11 protein-coding genes are annotated in these 20009 nt (G+C 46.3%); 10 read left to right on the forward strand and 1 reads right to left on the reverse strand.

What is annotated here, in order from left to right; genetic code table 11:
• The first annotated feature begins 13 nt into the window (after window positions 1-13).
• Window positions 14-700 carry a hypothetical protein gene (locus ACYVI9_RS08815; RefSeq protein ID WP_460763474.1) on the forward strand — a complete coding sequence of 229 codons (687 nt, stop codon included), beginning with the start codon at window positions 14-16 and terminating at the stop codon, window positions 698-700.
• A gap of 92 nt (window positions 701-792) precedes the next feature.
• Here ACYVI9_RS08815 and rpoN read toward each other — a convergent pair whose 3' ends face one another.
• On the reverse strand, window positions 793-2286 hold the full coding sequence (rpoN, locus tag ACYVI9_RS08820) for an RNA polymerase factor sigma-54 (protein WP_460763477.1): 1494 nt from the start codon (window positions 2284-2286) through the stop codon (window positions 793-795).
• Between the two features lie 339 nt (window positions 2287-2625).
• On the opposite strand from rpoN, the gene ACYVI9_RS08825 reads away from it, so the two are divergent.
• The 9 genes from ACYVI9_RS08825 (at window position 2626) to ACYVI9_RS08865 (ending at window position 20002) form a co-directional block, all read left to right on the forward strand.
• Entirely contained in the window at window positions 2626-5790 is a 3165-nt protein-coding gene (locus ACYVI9_RS08825) for a SusC/RagA family TonB-linked outer membrane protein (RefSeq protein WP_460763479.1), read from the forward strand.
• Between the two features lie 18 nt (window positions 5791-5808).
• Window positions 5809-7377, forward strand: a complete 1569-nt coding sequence (locus tag ACYVI9_RS08830) for a RagB/SusD family nutrient uptake outer membrane protein (protein ID WP_460763482.1) — start codon at window positions 5809-5811, stop codon at window positions 7375-7377.
• Between the two features lie 40 nt (window positions 7378-7417).
• On the forward strand, window positions 7418-8287 hold the full coding sequence (locus ACYVI9_RS08835) for a LamG domain-containing protein (protein WP_460763486.1): 870 nt from the start codon (window positions 7418-7420) through the stop codon (window positions 8285-8287).
• Between the two features lie 290 nt (window positions 8288-8577).
• The gene (locus tag ACYVI9_RS08840; RefSeq protein WP_460763489.1) at window positions 8578-9597 is read left to right on the forward strand and encodes a multiheme c-type cytochrome; all 1020 of its coding nucleotides are present in this window, start codon (window positions 8578-8580) and stop codon (window positions 9595-9597) included.
• Between the two features lie 31 nt (window positions 9598-9628).
• Window positions 9629-11074 carry a glycoside hydrolase family 30 protein gene (locus tag ACYVI9_RS08845; protein WP_460763492.1) on the forward strand — a complete coding sequence of 482 codons (1446 nt, stop codon included), beginning with the start codon at window positions 9629-9631 and terminating at the stop codon, window positions 11072-11074.
• Between the two features lie 96 nt (window positions 11075-11170).
• Window positions 11171-12841, forward strand: a complete 1671-nt coding sequence (locus tag ACYVI9_RS08850; RefSeq protein ID WP_460763494.1) for a glucoamylase family protein — start codon at window positions 11171-11173, stop codon at window positions 12839-12841.
• Window positions 12842-13929: 1088 nt separating this feature from the next.
• Window positions 13930-15315, forward strand: coding sequence for a TlpA family protein disulfide reductase (locus tag ACYVI9_RS08855; RefSeq protein WP_460763497.1), 1386 nt, complete (start codon window positions 13930-13932; stop codon window positions 15313-15315).
• A 97-nt stretch (window positions 15316-15412) separates the two neighbouring features.
• Window positions 15413-18595 carry a SusC/RagA family TonB-linked outer membrane protein gene (locus ACYVI9_RS08860; protein WP_460763500.1) on the forward strand — a complete coding sequence of 1061 codons (3183 nt, stop codon included), beginning with the start codon at window positions 15413-15415 and terminating at the stop codon, window positions 18593-18595.
• Between the two features lie 27 nt (window positions 18596-18622).
• Window positions 18623-20002: a RagB/SusD family nutrient uptake outer membrane protein gene (locus ACYVI9_RS08865; protein ID WP_460763502.1), complete on the forward strand. Its 1380-nt coding sequence runs from the start codon at window positions 18623-18625 to the stop codon at window positions 20000-20002.
• Window positions 20003-20009 lie beyond the last annotated feature (7 nt).

Consider the following 20009-nt stretch of genomic DNA (forward strand, 5'->3'; position numbering starts at 1 on the left):
ATTAAAAATACTCATGAAGAAGATTTTAGTTGTTTTATTGGCAGGCTTTGTTTTTCTGGTACTGGACAGTTGTAAGGATCGAAAAGGCGGGTCGGGCAGCGATGAAGACAGCCTGGGGGTCAACCTGGGTGAGATTCCGGATTCCCTTCGGATGCAACAGCGTATTGACTCTTTCCGACTCACCGAAGTCAGCAAGGATACCCTGCTGACCCAATTGACCCGGGAAGTGCTGACGGCCTTTAAGACCAAAAATTACAGTAAGCTCGACAGTCTGATTCACCCCGCCGAAGGCGTCCGGTTTTCACCTTATGGTACGGTGCATACTGAAGAAGACAGAAAATTCACCCGGGAAGCTTTTAAAAAACTGACCTCTTCCGGCAGGAACAAAAAGATCAACTGGGGCAGTTTTGATGGCAGCGGCGATGAAATCCTGCTGACACCGGAAGAATATTTTAAGAAATTTGTTTATGATGCCAATTTTGTCCGACCGGAAAAATACGCCATCAATAGTTTTATCGGTGAGGGGAACTCCCGAAACAACCTAAAAGCGGCATACGGTGATGGCGATTTTACCGAAAGTTATTTTTCAGGTTCTAAAAAATACGGCGGAATGGATTGGAAATCTGTGCGGCTGGTATTCAAACCGGTACAGGGAAGGTATTATCTGGTGGGGGTGGTCCATGATCAGTGGACGATTTAACCTTGCTCAGCATATTAAATCAGAAAGCGGTGTCTGTTTCGGATGCCGCTTTTGTTTTGGGGTGCTGATTGATCCGCCCTGCCTGCCGTCTTTCAGACAAGTTCTCTTCTCAAACGGGCGACCGGAATATTGAGTTGTTCCCGGTATTTAGCAACCGTGCGGCGGGCGATATTATAGCCCTTTTCCTGGAGCAGTTCCGTGAGCTTCTCATCACTCAGCGGATGCCGCTTACTTTCCTGTTCGATCATGTCATTTAGGATTTTCTTCACTTCCCTTGTAGAGACTTCTTCGCCGCTGTCGGTACTCAGTGATTCACTGAAGAAAAATTTCAGACGATAAGTCCCGAATTCCGTCTGTACAAATTTGCTGTTGGCCACCCGGCTTACCGTGGAAATATCCAGATTGGTTTTTTCAGCAATATCCTTCAGGATCATCGGTCGGAGCAGGGTTTCGTCACCCGTTAGAAAAAAATCTTCCTGGTGGTTCATTATGGCGGACATGGTATCCAGTAGGGTATGCTGCCGCTGTTTAATGGCGTCGATAAACCATTTGGCGGCATCGATCTTCTGTTTGATAAACAGCACCGCTTCTTTTTGCTGTTTGTCTTTTTTAGGCCCCCGGCTGTATTCCTTCATCATGTCCTTATAGCCTTCACTGATCCGAAGCTCGGGGGCGTTACGGCTGTTGAGGGTCAGTTCCAGCTTCCCGTTGTTATTCATGATAAAAAAATCAGGAACCACATAACTTTCCGCTTTGTTAAAAGCGCCGATATTACCGCCTGGTTTGGGATTGAGTCTGATAATCTGCTGCATCACGTCCCGCAAGGCCTCATCCGAGAGATCCAGCCCCCTTTGTATTTTTTCGTAATGTTTCTTGGTGAACTCATCGAAGAACTTTTCGATGGCCATGATAGCCGTATCGACCTCTTTACCGTCCTGTTTCTGTCTCCTCAGCTGCAGTAACAGACATTCGGGCAGGTCCCTGGCACCGACACCGGGCGGATCAAACTGTTGAATCAGTTGTATAATGGCATCGACTTCCTCCACTGTGGTTTCAATATTCTGACGGAAGGCCAGATCATCTACAACGGAAGGCGTGTCACGACGCAGGTATCCGTCTTCATCAATACTGCCGATAACATGTTCGGCGATTTTCTTTTCTTTTTCGGATAAGGAGAGCAGGCCCAGCTGACTGACCAGTAAATCGTAAAAACTGGCTTCATTTTTTACCGGTATCTGGCGGCTGTTTTCATCATCATCTCCGTAATTGTCTTCCCGGGTCTTGTATTCAGCGATTTCTCCTTCATCATCGTGCAGGTATTCGGTGACATCAATATTATCATAGTCTTCGGCACTCCCGTCCTGCTCCTCATAATTGTCGGTTTCCTCGCTGGCAAATTCATCTTTAAATTCGTCTTCATCCTTCAGGCCCTCTTCATCAACTTCCAGTGCCGGATTGGCCTCCATTTCTTCTTTAATTCTTTCTTCGAGATTGGCTGTAGGTACCTGCAACAGCTTCATCAGCTGAATCTGCTGCGGAGACAGTTTCTGTAAAAGTTTTTGCTGTAATGATTGTCCTAAAGCCACCTTATCTATTTATAAAGCCGATCACAGGAATCGGCGGTTATCAAAAATCGAGCCTGTTTCACAAACCTACATAAAATTTCCCATTCCCTGTGAGCGAGGAACGTGAATCCGAAGGGGTTACCGGATGAATAAATTTTATCCAGTAGGCCGGCTTACCGGCCGCGGACGGATCAATGCCGCCGGGATCGCCGGCTTAGAGGATCGGCCCTTTCAGATATTCGAAAAAAATAGTATAATCTTCCAATCATGTACCAAAAACATATTAACTTCGTATTAACAAACGATAGTTTTGTACACAGGAAGTAGCATTGCAATTCAAGGACATTAAATCATCACCATATGAAAGGGAAGCAATGGAAAAAGGGTACGCCCCTTACAATTCAACCAAAAAATTTCTGCCGGTCGTTGCTATTATGGAGCGCCATTTTCTGGACCATGGCGAGCAGCGCCCAGACACAGGTAACGGGAACGGTGATGAGTGAGGAAGGCAGTTCACTGCCGGCAGTTTCGGTCCAGGTAAAAGGAACAACGACGGGTACCGCGACGGACTCTTCAGGAAATTTTACGATTTCAGTACCCGACCTGAATGCCACTCTGGTTTTTAGCTCCGTGGGTTATACGGAGAAAGAAGAGCCGCTGGGCGGCCGTGCGGAGATTGCCGTCGTGCTGACAGCCAGTGCCGGAAGCCTCGAGCAGGTCGTCGTCATTGGATACGGTACGGCCCAGAAAAGAGACCTGACGGGATCGATCGTAAAAATCAGGGGGGAAGAAATTGCCGATAAACCCAATGCGAACCCGGTCGCTTCCCTGCAGGGAAAAGTTGCGGGTCTGAGTGTCGTTAACAACGGAACACCCGGCGGATCGCCTGATATCCGGATCCGGGGTACTTCCAGTATCGGGCAGGTAAAACCATTGTATGTTGTCGATGGGATCTTCCAGGACAATATAGATTACCTGAATCCCAACGATATTGAATCGATTGAAATATTAAAAGACCCTTCTTCCCTGGCTATTTTTGGCGTTAAAGGGGCAACCGGTGTGATTGCCATAACGACAAAAAATGCCAAAGCCGGCCAGGTGACACTGAATTTTAATACATCCTACGGCTTTAAACAGCTGGTAGATAAAATCAGGATGGCGAATGCGGAACAGTTCGCCGAGCTCTATGCGGAGGAGCTGATGTATGCAGGGACTACGGAAACTCCCGAAATTATTGGCGGTGCCAATACCGACTGGATCGATGCGGTTACCCGCGTTGGAAAACAGTCGATCAGTAATCTTAGCCTGTCAGCCAGCACCGATAGAAATAAACTGAATTTCGGTGTGGGATATATTTATGATGAAGGGATTATCAGACACCAGCAACTAAGCCGCCTCAACTTAAGCCTGTCCGACGAATTCAAGGTGACCGATAATATTAAGATAGGCGTCAATTTAATTGCCTCCCGTCAGAATAATCCCTATGACGTGGGCAATATACTGGATGACGCAAGGAAAGTCGTTCCGCAAATTCCATCGGGCACCAAAAGAATGCAGGTCAGGGACCTCTATGGAAATCCCACCGATCTGGTCGATCTGGATCTGTATTACTCACTGGATCCCAGCCTGCAGACTGCCGGTGTGGTCAATCCCCTGCTTCGTCTCGAGAATGAATGGAATAAGGTCAAACATTTTGAATACCGGACCGTAGGTAGCTTTTTCTTTGATTTCAATATTACCAAAGAGCTGAACTGGCGTTCTACCGTCTATGCGGATATCAGTAATGTGAACAGGCGCCAGTACACCCCCACTTATTATGCATACAGTCCGGCGCTGGATTCCGCCATCGTTTACAGTCCCCTGACCAAGGTCCAGGAAAACGATGATACTTACCGGAAATTTCAGCAGGACCATATACTTACGTACAAGAAGCGTTTTGGCGATCACGGTTTGACCGGTACCCTGGGTTTTACGACTTATTATTTCGGCCATTTCGGACGGGGCGGATCTTCCAGCCAGGCCACGACCGTGGGCGCCAAACCGATTCCGGATAACGAGCGCTTCTGGTATATTACCAACGGATTCCAGGATCCCCTGACCACGGCGTCCTCCTCCAGCCAGGCAGAATATGCCACTGTTTCCGGTCTGGCGCGGGCCCTGTATAATTACCGCAATAAGTATTTCTTCAACGCTTCCTTCCGGCGGGATGCTTCTTCCCGTCTGTACCGTTCGGTGCCGGCCCAAAGTTTCTGGGCCGTGGGTGCCGCCTGGGAAATCTCCAGAGAGGATTTTTTCGATCCGATAAAGGAAAAGATCAATTTCCTGAAGCTGAAAGCTTCTATTGGCGTACTGGGTAACCAGAGTGCTTACAATCAAAATACCGGTAGTTCCCTGGACTATCCCCTGTTTCCTTTGCTGTCCAGCGGCCAGACCGCCGTTTTTGGGACCAATGTCTATACCGCGGCCGATGAATTGTATTTCCCCAACCCCAATCTGAAATGGGAGCAGGTGCATTCTCATGAAATTGGCATAGAGGGCGCAGCTTTTGGCAATAGTCTGAATTTTGAAATCAATTATTTCAGTAAGACCACCAAAGACCTGATGACCTTTATTGATAATGGGGCGCTGGGACTGAAAAGTGCCTTATTAAATGCCGGCAGCCTGAAGAACTGGGGTACGGAAATTTCTGCAGGTTATCATAAAGATATTGCCAAGGATCTCGTACTGGGCGTCTCGGGCAATATTACTTTCCTGAAAAATAAGGTGCTGTCTTTGAGCAGTGAATTGCCGGCAGGTAAGGTGATCAGAGGGTTTACCAATAATAATGCAGCCCAGGCCATCACCCAGGTAGGCTATCCGATCGGATATTTTTACGGCTATGTGGTAGACGGGATTTATCAGAGCTGGACAGATGTCATTACTTCTCCGGATGCCAGTGGCGTAGGCGGCTCCTATGGCCCGGGTGATTTTAAATTCCAGGATGTCAATGGCGACGGGGTTATTTCGCCGGATGACAGAACCATCATCGGTAATCCGACGCCTGATTTTATGTATGGAGGCTCCGTGTCACTGGAATACAAAGGTGTCAGTATCGGAGTGGATGTGAACGGGGTTTACGGCAATGAAGTATTCCGTACCTGGGCCTCGCTGGAATCACCCTTCCAGCGGGTGAACTATGCGGAAATGCAGGTGAACCGCTGGCACGGAGAAGGTACTTCCAACTGGACACCGATATTAGGCCAGGCCCATCGTTTTAACTATAATGGTTCCACTTATAATATTGAAGACGGCAGCTATATCCGCATCCGGAACCTGCAGCTGGGCTATGCCTTACCGCAGGACTGGATTTCACATGCCGGATTTAGAAGCGCCAGGATATTTGTCAATGTGCAGAATCTGAAAACCTGGAAACGCAATAACGGTTATGCGCCAGAGTACGGTGGTGACGCTACCGCCTTCGGATTCGACATGGGGGGCAATGCGATTCCCCGGATTACCACATTTGGCCTGAACGTGACTTTTTAATTTATAAAACCTGTAATAATGAGAACTTATATCAGATTTTTTGCAGTTATAGCCGGCCTGCTAACCATGGTGGGTTGTAAAAAGTTTTTAGACAGGGAACCGCTAACTTCTACGCTTCCGGACTTAAAACAGGGTGCGCTGGAATCACAGTCTTATAATATGTATCGCCTGATGCGGACCTATTCAGGGCTTACCGAGCTGGTCTGGCTGGATTTTCACAGTATCCGGGGAGATGATGCCCAGAAAGGCAGTGATGCCGGCGATGGCACGGAAGTGACCGGCATGTATGACCAGTATCAATATGCCAAAAGCGGCTGGGCGCCGGATACCTATTGGAATGACCACTTCGCACTGATCAACGCCGCCAATACTTCCCTGTTTCTGGCCCGGCAGAATGAACTCAGCGATCCGGCCTCCCTGCGGAATGTAGGCGAAGCCTGTTTCTTTATGGCCTATAGTTATTTTGAACTGGTGAAAAGCTATGGGGAGGTGCCGATTATTAATTTCCGGGTAGAAAAGCCTGCCGATGCCATCCGGCCCAAGTCCTCAGTGGCAGACGTCTATGCTTTTATCGATTCCAACCTGCGTGCGGCTGAACAACTGCTGCCGCTGAGTTCGGAAGAATACGGCGAAGGCTTTGAAGGCCGGCTGACGGTGGGGGCGGCCTATGCAATGGCGGCCCAGACCTTCCTGTTCCGGGAAATGTGGGATTCTGTAATGGATCGCTGTGATAAAGTCATTGCGTTGAACAAATATTCATTGCCCGCTTTCACCGAAATCTGGAAAGATGGTGTCAATGGAGAAGGCAAGAACGGACCTGAATCTATTTTTGAAATGCAGGCGACGGTAGGCGAGAATGCCGCCTCTGTCGGTGCCAAGGATCAGGGCTCGAATTGGGGCGTCTGTCAGAATATTCGTCAGAACGGGGCCACACAGTATTGGGATTTCGGCTGGGGCTGGAACACACCCACCGATAAACTGGAGAACGACTGGCCGGATGACGATCCCCGAAAAATGGCCACCATTCTATATTCAGGCCAGTATGATGGTGGCGAAGCGGCGGGGGGATATGGACTTACCCTGCCCGACTATACCAATTACAACGGTACGGGCGGCCTCGCGCAGAAATTCTGGAACAAGAAAGTATACGGCGATCCGGCCATGCGGGAGTTTGCCGGATGGGCGACCGGAAATGTGGGTCGCTGGATCAACCGAAGAATTATCCGGTATGCCGATGTGATTCTGATGAAAGCGGAAGCCGCCAATGAAAAAGGTGACGGTTCGACAGCCGAAGCCATGCTGGAACTGATCCGGGATCGTGCCAGCGGATTTCAGGGCAAGGCCAGGGCCATTGTACCGTTTATACCCTTTACGGGCCAGGCGGCGATGCGTAAAGCGATTAAAGATGAACGACGCTGGGAGTTTGCGATGGAGGGCTACCGGTTCTTTGACCTGGTGAGATGGGGCGATGCAGTTGCGACGCTCGGGCCTTTTGGCTATTCCAATAAATGTCGCTATCACCCGATTCCACAGGCGGCCATTGACCTTTCCGGCGATGTTTTGAAGCAGAATCCGGAATGGCAATAGACTTGAATATTTTGAGACCTGAAACTGAAAAATTTTTGTTATGAAAAAGGTGTTTTTATACGGGGGCGCTGCCATCATCCTGTCGTTGATCTTCGGCGCCTGTCAAAAAATGGAGCGGCCGGTTCTGGGAGATTATCCTTCTGATACACCGACAACGCCCGGTTCTGAACTTCGTTTTTTCGTGCCTTTCGATTCGATGAGTGCCGAGGCCGGCGAGAAACTAAGTTATCGTTTTGCGGACAGCATTTCGGGTTATCCTTCCTTTCCTGCCAATAGTGATATTGGATATACCGGGGGCATCCAGACCACGGCCTATAAGGGCGCTACGGGCACGGCGATTAAATATGTCAATGCCAATGACCTGAACCAGGCCACCAGTTTTACCGTAGCGTTGTGGATCAAACAATCTGCCGCAGCCGCCACCGGAAGAACGGAGTTTTATTTTTCACTGGTAGATGACAGTTATGGCTGGTCCCATAGTGCCCTGTTCATGATGATTGAACATGCCACCGCTTCCGCTGCTACGCTGAAAGTCGGGGTCATGGACCAATGGATGGAATTTCCGGACGGGAACCAGTTCAAAAAACCGATACTGGACGGCAACTGGCATCACCTCGCACTTTGTTACGATGAGACAACATCGAAAATGTCTTATTATTTTGACGGGGATCTGGTAAGCAATCCACCAGCCAGTGCCACTGATGTCAAAAAGGACGGATCGCCCCGGGGCAAACTGGACTTTTCGAAAAGCAGTTTCTTTGTGATTGGCGGTTGGAATGCCCAGGTCGGACTGACCGGTCCCACGGATGACTGGGTAAAATCCTATACAGGGGCGCTGGACCAGTTTCGGGTATACAATCAGGTCCTTTCCGCCGCACAGATCAAGGCCCTGTATGCCGGCCGAATGTAACGCCACTCATTCAATACAGTTCGCATAGGCTAACACCCGGTTAGCCTATCTTTTTTAAAGCTTGTGCAATAGATAAAAAATTTACGATAGCAACCCGGCCGGTAGTTTTCACAGGAGCGATTTTTGTTATAGCATGGATATGGATCAGGTGTACGGATGAACCCGGATCCCGTCACCTGACCGGCAGACAGGCGCAGGGGGATTACCGCGGCGCCGCCGCCTGCCGCGACTGCCATTCCGATATTTATGAAAATCAATGGCATTCGGCACATTATAATACTTCCGGTATCATGGATTCTGCAAGAATTAAACAGCATCGTGACATATACCAGGGTCGCTATCAGTTCCCGGGCGGAGACTGGGTGGAGACGGATTATCAGGATGGGGCGGTCTATCAAATAGCGCATCGTGGTACCGATAGTGTCCGTCAAAAAGCCGATATTTTTTTTGGTCACGGCCGCCACGCCCGGTCGTATGCCTCCTGGAACGGACAGACGCCGGTACAACTTCCCCTGACCTATGCGACAGCGACAGCAGCATGGTACAACAGCCCGGGTTATCCCGACAAGCTCTTTTTAAACCGGGTCATCACTGCCCGGTGCTTTGAATGTCACAGCTCTTTTGCCGGTGTTACGGACCGCAGGGAAATGGTCGAACAGTTTGACCGCCAAACGGTGATTTATGGCATTGATTGTGAAACCTGTCACGGGCCCGGAGGCGCCCATATTGACTGGGCCAGGCAGGGTGCGAACCCGGGGCAGCCATCGAAGATTTCGAATCCGAAGAATTTTACCAGACAGCAACAGATTGATTTGTGTGCCCTTTGTCACTCCGGTGTAATGACCAGCCTGCAACCGGCATTTTCATTCAAACCGGGCGACCGTCTGGCAGCGTTTTATGCCTATAATCTGGTGGCATCCAGCGTTGAAGACCTGGATGTACATGGCAATCAGTTCGGCTTGTTGAGCATGAGTAAATGTTTTGAGAAAAGTGAGATGACCTGCGGCTCCTGTCATGATCCTCATCAGGATGAATTCGATAAAAAAGCGCTTTTTTCCAGCCGTTGTATGAGCTGTCATCAACCCGATCATGATTTCTGTACCTATAAAGGAAAAAGCCGGGAGGTACTGATGCAGAACTGCATTGATTGTCATATGCCGGAGAAAAATTCGGAATCAATTGTCTTTTATGCCGCGGGCAGCCGACAAAAGATCGCCGCTAAGATGAGAACGCACTATATTAAAATTTATCCGGAAACCCTGAAAGATGTTGTTTCCTTTATCCGGGAAAAGAGCAATGACCCACAATGATTTTTAGGGGACCTGAAAAAATGAAAATTATATGAAAAATCGGTTTAAGCATTTATGGGTGCTAATGTATGTATGCTGCATAGCAGCCCAGTGTAACAAAGGTTCAGGGAGCAGCGATCCAGAGGATGGCAAAACACCCCCGGTCATTCCCTATGCTGCCCAGGCCTGGATTACCCTGGCTGACCGGTCTGTTTTGTTTGCAAAACAGCCGACAGATATTGCGTTTTCTTCCCCGCAGAATACAAGGCCCGTGATTGAAGTTGATTCTGCACAGACCTTTCAGACCATTGATGGGTTCGGGTTTACGCTTACCGGGGGAACGGCTTCCCTGATTCAGCATATGTCGGAATCAAAAAGAACACAATTGCTGAACGAGCTTTTTGGTAACGAGGGCATTGGTATCAGTTATCTTCGATTGAGCATGGGTGCTTCTGATTTAAGTGCTTCGGTATTTTCATATAATGATCTGCCGGCCGGATCCACCGATCCTGAACTTAAGAATTTCAGCCTGGGGGATGACCTGACGGATCTGGTACCCCTGCTGAAGAAAATTATCGCTATCCGACCCTCGATGAAATTTTTAGCCTCACCCTGGAGTCCTCCGGTCTGGATGAAGACCAATGGAAAATCCATAGGTGGCAGTCTGAAGCCGGAATTTTACGACAGCTATGCGCAATACTTCGTTAAATACATCGAAGCGATGAAGACCCATGGAATTACCATTGATGCGGTAACGATTCAGAACGAACCGGAACATGGTGGTAATAATCCCAGCATGTTAATGACGGCCCTGGAGCAGGCGGCCTTTATCAAAGGCAGTCTCGGTCCCGCATTCAACACCGCCGGTCTGGATACTAAAATTATTATCTGGGATCATAATTGTGATCATCCCCAGTATCCCATAACGGTACTGGATGATGCTGATGCCCGGCAATATATCGACGGCTCCGCCTTCCACCTATATGCCGGAGATGTCAGCGCCCTGTCTACCGTCCGGGCGGCTTATCCCGAAAAGAATATTTATTTTACGGAACAATGGACCAGTTCCACCGGTGATTTCGGAGGCGATTTAAGATGGCATATTAAAAACGTAATAATTGGAACCATGCGAAACTGGAGCCGGATCGCCCTGGAATGGAATCTCGCCAATGACCCCTCCTATGGACCACATACCGAAGGCGGCTGCACCCAGTGTAAAGGCGCCATCACCATTAATAACAGTAGCGATTTATATTCTCAGAATGTTGCCTATTATATTATTGCCCATGCATCCAAACTGGTGGTTCCGGGTTCTGTTCGGCTGGGTAGTACTGAAATTACTTCCCTGCCCAATGTGGCATTCCGCAGACCAGATGGTAAGCGGGTGCTGATTGTGCTGAATGATGGCAGCCAAACCGCCGGCTTTAATATTCGCTACAAGGGCGCCTGGGCTGAACTAAGCCTGCCTGCCGGTGCAGTGGGAACTTATTGCTGGTAATGGGCTGCTGTTCAATCCGGCACCGCTTTGTGAATGCAAATACCAACGGGCAGTTTAGGGCCGCTGTCCCAAGGTTGCGAAAAGGTCCCCTGGTCAATGAAACATATTCGCCTGATAGCAATCGGAGTCATCTTGTTTTTTTCCTGCGGCTCCAAAAAGGAGCGCCTGACCGATCTGGTTCCGGCAGCACCGAAATTACAGCGCCTGCAACTGGATGGTATGGCCTTGACCGGCCTGCCGGTCAACACCTCTACAAAACCCCTGATTCAGGCATGGTTTAATACACGGCTGTCCGCTGCTTCCTTAAACGCAATCAGATTGGAAGACCGTTCGGGTCGGGAACTGGCACTGGACCTGCAATTGACAAACGGGGATTCGGGCGTGCAGATCCGACCGCTTCAGGCGCTGGATTATCTGGAAAAATACACGCTCCGGGTGCGTACCGAACTTCAATCAGCGGCAGGCGCTCACCTGCAGGGGCCAGTGATGGAAAGTTTTGCTACCCGGCTGGACTCCTCCCGTAAGTTCGAAACCCTGACGCCCTCCGCTTTACTCGACAAAGTGCAGCAACAGACCCTGAGGTATTTCTGGGATTATGGTCATCCGGTTTCCGGTCTCGCCCGCGAGCGTAGTAATGGAGATCCGGAAATCGTGACCACCGGTGGCAGTGGCTTCGGCATCATGGCGCTGCTTGTCGCAGCAGCAAGGGCCTTTAAAACCCGCGCGGAAGTGCTGCAACGGCTGACGACTATGGTGGAGTTTTTGAAAACTAAAGCCCGCCATTATCACGGTGCCTACCCGCACTGGCTTCATGGCAGTACCGGCGAAGTCATTCCATTTAGTGCGAATGATAATGGAGCCGATCTGGTTGAAACGGGGTTCCTGGTCCAGGGCCTGTTATGCGCGCGGCAATATTTTAACGGATCTGACGAGCAGGAAGCTCAATTGCGTAATGATATTAATGCCATTGTTGACCGGGTGGAATGGGATTGGTTCCGTCAGGGAGACCAGCAGGTGCTTTACTGGCATTGGAGCCCGGACAAGGCCTGGAACATCAATCTGCGGATACAGGGTTGGAATGAATCCCTGATTACTTATGTACTGGCGGCCGCTTCCAAAAATCACAGCATACCCAAGACCGTCTACGATCAGGGTTGGGCGCGCTCAGGTGCGATAAAAAACGGCAATCGCTATTACAATTACATCCTGCCGTTGGGTGAGGCCCTGGGAGGACCCCTGTTTTTTGAACATTACTCTTTTCTGGGATTGGATCCCCATGGCCTGAAAGACGGTTACGCCGAATATGAATTGCAGACCCGGAATCACAGCCTGATCAATTACAGTTATTGTGTGGATAATCCCAAGGGCTATTATGGCTATAGTGATTCGGTGTGGGGCCTGAGTGCCGGTGATATCAAGGGGGGCTATGCCGCCAGCGCTCCTACCAATGACCTGGGTTATATCACGACCGCGGCCGCTATCGGATCACTACCTTTTACGCCGGAACAGTCATTGGCCGCCTTAAACTTTTACTACTACGTACTGGGCGACAGACTCTTCGGAGAATATGGTTTTGTGGATGCTTTTTCTCTGGATCTGGTCAGAACCGAGGGCGCCTGGTTTGCCGACTCCTACCTGGCCATAGATCAGGGACCCATTATTGTTATGATAGAAAATTACCGCAGCGGCCTGCTCTGGGACCTTTTGATGGGCTGTCCTGAAATCCAGCAGGGTCTGGAGCAACTGGGGTTTCAAATGCCGGGATAATACCGGCTTCCACCGTAAGTCACTTTTTATATAACGGGCGGCGATAAAATTTCCGGGAGTTTCAAATAGAATAATACTCTCAAAACCGTATAATATGGGAAGTAATATGATCACTAAAATCAAAAACAGGACAGGTTACACAGTTAAGTTCTAAAAGCTGATGTACAACATGGAAAAATTCCAGGATATAGCTGCACCTTCATCGGAGAGACTCCGTTCACTAAAAGTATCGGTCAACGGTTTTCATTCAATATGATCTCAACCAACAGCAACGATGGTGAGTTATCGCTTATTCAGCGAAGATCGTTACGGCTGAAGTGGTTATGAGATATGGTTTCGCGACAAGGACTTGTCGCAAAAAGCAAGTATTACGAGATGGCTTTGCCTCAAAGGGTCGAAATATTCTGAGTGGGGTTATTAAATTTGATAATGATAGCGACATTGCTTGATATTAAACAGGAGTTAACTTGCTTTGGAATGAGAGGCTGCCATGGATCGAATTATACAACCCAATCTTTTTCTCGCTAGACTCAAAAATTTTGTAGTTTGACTAATTAATTAGTGTTTAAAACTATTTTTGTGGTCTTAAACTAGTTTTTTATCTTTGGAAATAGAATACTAAGTTTGCGATTCTTCATAAAAGTAATTTGAAGCTTTCGCTTTGAGTCTTGTTCTGAAACGTCGAAATTTCAATTGCCACAAGACAATAAGCAAGAGCTCACGTTTTGCGTGGGCTCCCTTATTTGTGGCAGGGCTTTCGACGGCCTCAGAGCAGTAAGTGGAGACCCACGTTTTCTTTACTTACTAAAAGGCTCATCCTAATAAATTGGATGAGTATTAAAGCATCATATAGCCATTTTTATTCATATGCAATTGCGTACAGGCAATTGTATGCTTGCAAACCACGTTTACCAGAATAGCAACAGCAGCCGTCGTTTAAAATGGCAACGGTTTTTCTCATGGCTGCTGACGTCCCGGCTGTCGGGTATTTAAATACGTCAATACTATTATAACATAGTACAGTTCCCAAAACTGCATTCGGGCTTACACTCATGAGAGTTATTTGTTAATTCTTAATATTCTGCAATATGAAAAAACGTATGCTGATTAGCGTAATGCCATTGGCATGTCTTTTAAAACTGAAAACAAAAACCCCAAACCTCGCAAATAAACGAACAGTTACAAAATGGTTACTACATATCTGTTACCAGATATCTCTATGTCTGAGCTTTAATGCAAATGCGCAACCAGTTTCTATAAGGCCCCTCACTATTGATGATGAGGTGCCGAATCTTGTATTTAAAACAGTTTTAAACAGTGATCATTCGTCAGCAAAATTATCAGATTTCAAAAGTGATTTATTAATCATCGATTTTTGGTCTACCTGGTGCAGCTCCTGTATTAAAAAGTTTCCCCATCTTGACAGCCTCAAGAAAAAATATGCAGGCAAATTGGATATAGTTCTCATGCACGCATTTCGTAGTAACGATGACCAGCAGACAGTTGAAGCGTTTCTAAAAAAATACAAACAGCATAAACTCCCTGACTTTTCACTACCGATTGTGGTTGGAGATACCTTAGTCGATCAATTGTTCCCTCACACCATGATTCCTCACTATGTATGGCTAAACAGCAAAAGAAAGGTTGTAGCAATAACAGATGCGGAAGCATTTACGGAAGCCAATATTGATCGCTATTTATCAGGCCAGCCTCTTGACCTACCACTTAAAGAAGATATATTGGATTACAACCCTGCTCAGCCATTGTTTAATTATAATAACGGAGCAAGCAGTAGAGCTATCATTTTTAGATCATCAATAGCGGGTTATCTAAAAGGACTGCCCAAGGGGATGATACGCATTGTAAAGGATGACGGGCATAGCAGGCTGATATGCATAAATGCACCCGTCATAAAAATATATTACCAATTATATGGACTGCGCTATCGCAACCGGTTTGTTTTAGAAACAAGAAGAAAATCTCTTTTTGTCAGTCCTAAGGGTTTGCCAGATAACTATAGAATCACTTATGAACTTACATATGCTCAAGCTTTAACCAAAAGACAGGTTGATAATAAGGCACTCAAGGATATCAACAATTTTCTACAGGTAACTACCTCTGTAGAAAAGCGCCTGGTAGATTGCTGGGCATTGGTAGTCCGGGACAAAACAAAAATTCTTGTCACTAATGGTGCAGAAGCCGAAGTTGATACACAGGATAACTATAAAGGATATAAAACATTTACTAATGTTTCAGTCGCTGGCTTTGTAGCCACTTTGAACACCCAGGATTTTGGAGCCTCAGCGATTCCCATCGTACTAGATGAAACAGCATTCAACCAGCACGTAGATTTTAAACTAAAAGTCCAGGGTCTCCATAACATTCCTGACATGCGCCTGCAGCTTCAGAAGTACGGGTTCGACCTGATACCTGTACAGCGAGAGATGGAGATGCTGGTAATAAAGGATATCTAGAAATTAATTCCAATAAGATGGAGCAAAAGAAATGTGGCTTCTCTAAGGAAGATTTTATAGGAGTTCACCAACCATTAAATGATAGAAAAACAAACAGATGAAAAATCTAATCCTCATTATCGTCCTTATTGTGCCTGGTATTCTTTTAGCACAAAAAGGGCAAAAAATAGCTGCTATTGTAAAGGACAAAGCTGACAGTAGTGATTTACAGCAAGTTGACCTAGTTTCTGTTAAAACAGGGTTACACTTTACTACCGGCAGTAATGGCAAAGTTGAATTAATACTTCAATTACCGGACACGATTTTAATCAGCAGGATTAACTATAAGCCAGAAAGACTATTTATCAATAGCAATCGTTCTCCTTTATTAATAATACTTGAAAAAACAGAAAACACAATGTCTGAAGTCATTGTTAACACAGGCTATCAACAGATACCTAAGGAGCGGGCCACGGGTTCTTTTACCAGTTTGTCAGAAGAAATACTCAACCAGCAGATCGGCACTACTATTTTAGAAAGGCTTCCATATATCACCAATGGACTTACCGCGTTACCACAAAGTGTTTCTTCGGGTAAAGATATTATGATACGTGGCCTAAGCACACTTTACGGTCTTACCCAACCCTTGGTTGTGGTTGATAATTTCCCATACCATGGCGATATCAGCAATATTAACCCCAACGATGTTGCAAGCATTACTATTTTAAAAGATGCCGCTGCAGCTAGTATATGGGGCGCTCGTGCTGCCAACGGTGTGATCGTAATCAATACGAAGCAAGCAAAGTATGATCAAAAAATCAAAATAGGCCTGCTATCCAACATAAGCGTTATCGATAAACCCGATCTTCTGAGGCTACAGGTTATTTCAACGTCAGATTTGATCGACGTGGAAACTTTTCTTTTTGATAAAGGATATTACGACGCAGATATCAGCAACACCCCCCATAGCCCTTTAACCGTAGTAGTACAACTATTAAATGATTATAAAAACGGGATGATAAGTAAAACAGTAGTTGACTCGACTATCAACGTTCTCAGGGGAAGGGACATTCGAAAACAATATCAGGATTACCTTTTAAGCAGTACTATCAACCAACAATATGGCATTAACTTAAGTGGAGGCAGCCTTTCCTATAAATGGTTGGTAAGTGGTGGATATGACCGTAATCTTGATGCAAATGCAGGTAAGTACGGCAGGTACACCTTTAGGTTTAATAATACCTACAAACTGGGTAAAAAGCTGGAACTAAACGCAAACGTATACTATATTCAAACTGAAAAGAAATCTGGCAAGCCGGATTACACACAACTGGAATACAGGAACGGAAAATCCTTGCCAGGGTATGTACAATTAGCCGATGATCTCGGGCAGCCCCTTGCTCTTAACCTTAAGTACCGGCAATCATACCTGGATTCCGCAGGTGGGGGGTTATTACAAGACTGGAATTATATCCCTTTGGAAGATTATCAATATGCCAGAAGTACTGTAAAGAATCAAAGCTGGAGCGTTGATTGGGGCCTTAATTATAAAATCGCTTCGTTCCTATCACTCAATTTAAAATACCGCAGAGGGGCACAGAACATCACAGACGACTACTTATATGACGCAAAGAGTTTTTATGCCAGGGACCTGGTGAACCAATATGCCAATATCAATTATAATACAGGCAACATCACCTATCCTGTGCCAAAGGGCGGTATTCTGGATCGGTCGTCCTCTAGAACAGTAGTTCAACATTTCCGGGGGCAGCTATCCTTTTCAAAAGACTGGTCCAATCATAGTTTAAATGCTATCGCCGGTGCAGAAGTAAATGATATTACCACAAGCGGTAGCAAAAACCGGACTTATGGATACGACGAAAGCCTGCTAACTACCGGGAGCGTGGATTATGTAAATACTTATTACAATAGAATCAACCAGTATTACACCAAGATACCGTATGTGGATGGTTTTAACGGTGGAGCTACCCGGTTCTTATCTATTTTTGCAAACGGCTCTTATACTTACAAGAAACGTTATATAGTCTCAGCCAGTGCCAGGAAAGATGCCTCTAATATATTTGGACTATCAACTAATGATAAATGGAACCCGCTATGGTCGGCTGGTGCGGCCTGGGACATCGCTAGAGAAAACTTTTACCGGATCGAATGGCTGCAAAACTTAAAAGCACGGGTTACATATGGTTTCAGTGGCAATATCGATCCCTCGAAGGTTGCAGCAACAACTATCATCTACCGCGGTAATAACCGATTTAGTAACTCCGCTTCTGCTACTATAAACAATTATTACAACCCTGAACTGAGTTGGGAAACAACACGAATGATCAACTACGGTATTGACTTCAGCTCTAGGGAAGATCGGTTATCCGGCAGTATTGAATATTACAGTAAAAGCAGCAGTGGTCTTTACGGCCCTTCTCTTATGGATCCTACAGCCGGAGTTGGTACCTATGTCACCAAGAATGTCGCTGATATAAAAAGCCACGGCTGGGACATGCAGTTGGATGCCAGGTTACTGACAGGTAGTATCGGGTGGTCGTCACAATTTATATTCAATACCAATAATGACAAAGTGGTTAAGGTATATAACCTGATCAGCAATGGGAGTGGGTTTCTTTCGGGACAAACTGCCGCCGAAGGATTTCCCATATATGGGATGTTCAGCTACAAATGGAAAGGGTTAGATCCTGAAACCGGGGATCCGGTGGGGCAGATTGATGGACATGAAAGTAAAAACTATAGCGCCATCATGGGTGATAGTACCAAGATCAATCAAATGACTTTTCATGGTTCCGCGATCCCCACAAAATTTGGGTCATGGGGCAACACTTTTTCTTATAAAGGACTTGCCCTCACTTTTCGCATTACTTACAACCTCGGCTATTATTTCCGCAAATCGTCTATAAACTATTCTGCCTTGTTCGAAAACTTAGCAGGACATGCCGACTATGCGCTTAGGTGGCAACAGCCGGGGGATGAATCTCATACCAGTGTGCCTTCCATGATATTCCCCAGCATATCCGCACGTGACCAGTTCTATACATATTCAGAAGTCTTAGTAAAACGAGCGGATAACATTCGTATGCAATATATAAACCTGTCCTACACACTTAAAAATGCTTCCATTAAAACTTTGCCTTTTGAGAGTCTGCGATTCACTTTAATGGCTAGTGAAGTAGGGTTGTTATGGCAAAAAAACAAAGACGGGATTGATCCTGATTATTCAAATGGACTTTCACCCAGACCTAAGTTTTCATTAGGTATTAACCTGGGACTATAATTTTTTTAATTAAATAATGATCTTCTTATGAATAAGTCTATGTCACTTTCTATACTTACCTGCTTTTGCATTTTGATTAGTTTGACTTCCTGCAAAAAATTTTTAGAGGCCAAGCCAGATTACAAATTAACTATCCCTGAAAATATAGGCGACTTACAGGCCTTATTAGATAACGAAGCAAACAATCGGATTGGGTCATCTGTTTCAGAATTGGCCGCCGATAACTATTACCTCCTGCCGTCTGTTTTTGACGCCTATCACAATGAATATGACAAACGTCTTTATACCTGGGAACATGAGCGCGTGGTAACACCAGGCGCTGGCAGTCCCTGGCTGTCGTATTATTCACTGATAAATATTGCCAATACGGTGCTTGAAGGACTTAAGTCCGTTAGCCGCACAAGTGGAGATACAGAATTGTTTAATGCTGCCAAAGGTGGTGCCCTATTCCTACGGGGGTTCACCTATTCCAATCTAGCTTTTATATGGACGTTGGCATACGATAAGCAAACCGCCGATACTGACCTGGGACTACCGCTCAGGCTTGATGCGAACTTTAATACGCCTTCTGTGCGGGCCAGCAATGAAGAGACCTACCAAAGTATTCTTTTTGATCTTAAAGAATCCGCCCTGCTACTGCCCAACCTGCCCTCGCATCCAATGAAGCCCTCGAAAGCTGCTGCTTATGGTATGCTCGCAAGAGTTTACTTATCCATGCGGCAATATGACAGTTGCTACAAATATGCAAGCCTTGCCTTTAATCTAAAAAGTGACCTTCTGGATTTTAATACGGATATAACCATCAGCTCCCGGTATCCATTTGCACGTTTTAATAAAGAAGTCATTTATGATGAATATGCATTGGGAGGAACAATGATTACCTCAACTTCAAGAGGTATAGTTGACTCCACCTTGTTCAGTAGTTATCATACCGATGATCTAAGATTAAATGCATACTTTACTAATACTACTGGAGCTTCAGCAGGGTACAAAGCCTTTAAAGGCACTTACTCGGGTTCTAACACCTGCTTTTCCGGCATAGCCACCGACGAGTTATATTTAATGTTAGCGGAATGTCTTGCAAGAAGCGGAGAATTCTCAAAGGCTGTGGAAAAGTTAAACACTTTATTGGAAAAGCGATTTGCAACCGGAAAGTTCGAAGTCATAAGCCCAACTTCGGAAAATGATCTGCTAAGTATTATATTGAAGGAAAGAAGAAAGGAACTGGTGTTGCGGTGTCTAAGATGGATGGAAATTAAGAGGTTAAATAAGGAGGGATATAATATTACTTTACAGCGAAAGATAAATGACCAGATCTACACGCTTGCTCCAAATGATTTGCGGTATGCAATAGCATTGCCGGAAGATGTTATTTCTATAGCAGGATTGGAGCAAAATCCCAGGTGAGCCATAT

It is taken from the genome of Niabella terrae (genome assembly GCF_054783135.1).

Coding starts and splice junctions, on each gene's coding strand:
- ACYVI9_RS08840 (WP_460763489.1), top strand. CDS start 8,578: ATGGATTCTGCAAGAATTAAACAGCATCGTGACATATACCAGGGTCGC.
- ACYVI9_RS08830 (WP_460763482.1), top strand. CDS start 5,809: ATGAGAACTTATATCAGATTTTTTGCAGTTATAGCCGGCCTGCTAACC.
- ACYVI9_RS08825 (WP_460763479.1), top strand. CDS start 2,626: ATGAAAGGGAAGCAATGGAAAAAGGGTACGCCCCTTACAATTCAACCA.
- ACYVI9_RS08845 (WP_460763492.1), top strand. CDS start 9,629: ATGAAAAATCGGTTTAAGCATTTATGGGTGCTAATGTATGTATGCTGC.
- ACYVI9_RS08855 (WP_460763497.1), top strand. CDS start 13,930: ATGAAAAAACGTATGCTGATTAGCGTAATGCCATTGGCATGTCTTTTA.
- ACYVI9_RS08850 (WP_460763494.1), top strand. CDS start 11,171: ATGAAACATATTCGCCTGATAGCAATCGGAGTCATCTTGTTTTTTTCC.
- ACYVI9_RS08835 (WP_460763486.1), top strand. CDS start 7,418: ATGAAAAAGGTGTTTTTATACGGGGGCGCTGCCATCATCCTGTCGTTG.
- ACYVI9_RS08860 (WP_460763500.1), top strand. CDS start 15,413: ATGAAAAATCTAATCCTCATTATCGTCCTTATTGTGCCTGGTATTCTT.
- ACYVI9_RS08815 (WP_460763474.1), top strand. CDS start 14: ATGAAGAAGATTTTAGTTGTTTTATTGGCAGGCTTTGTTTTTCTGGTA.
- ACYVI9_RS08865 (WP_460763502.1), top strand. CDS start 18,623: ATGAATAAGTCTATGTCACTTTCTATACTTACCTGCTTTTGCATTTTG.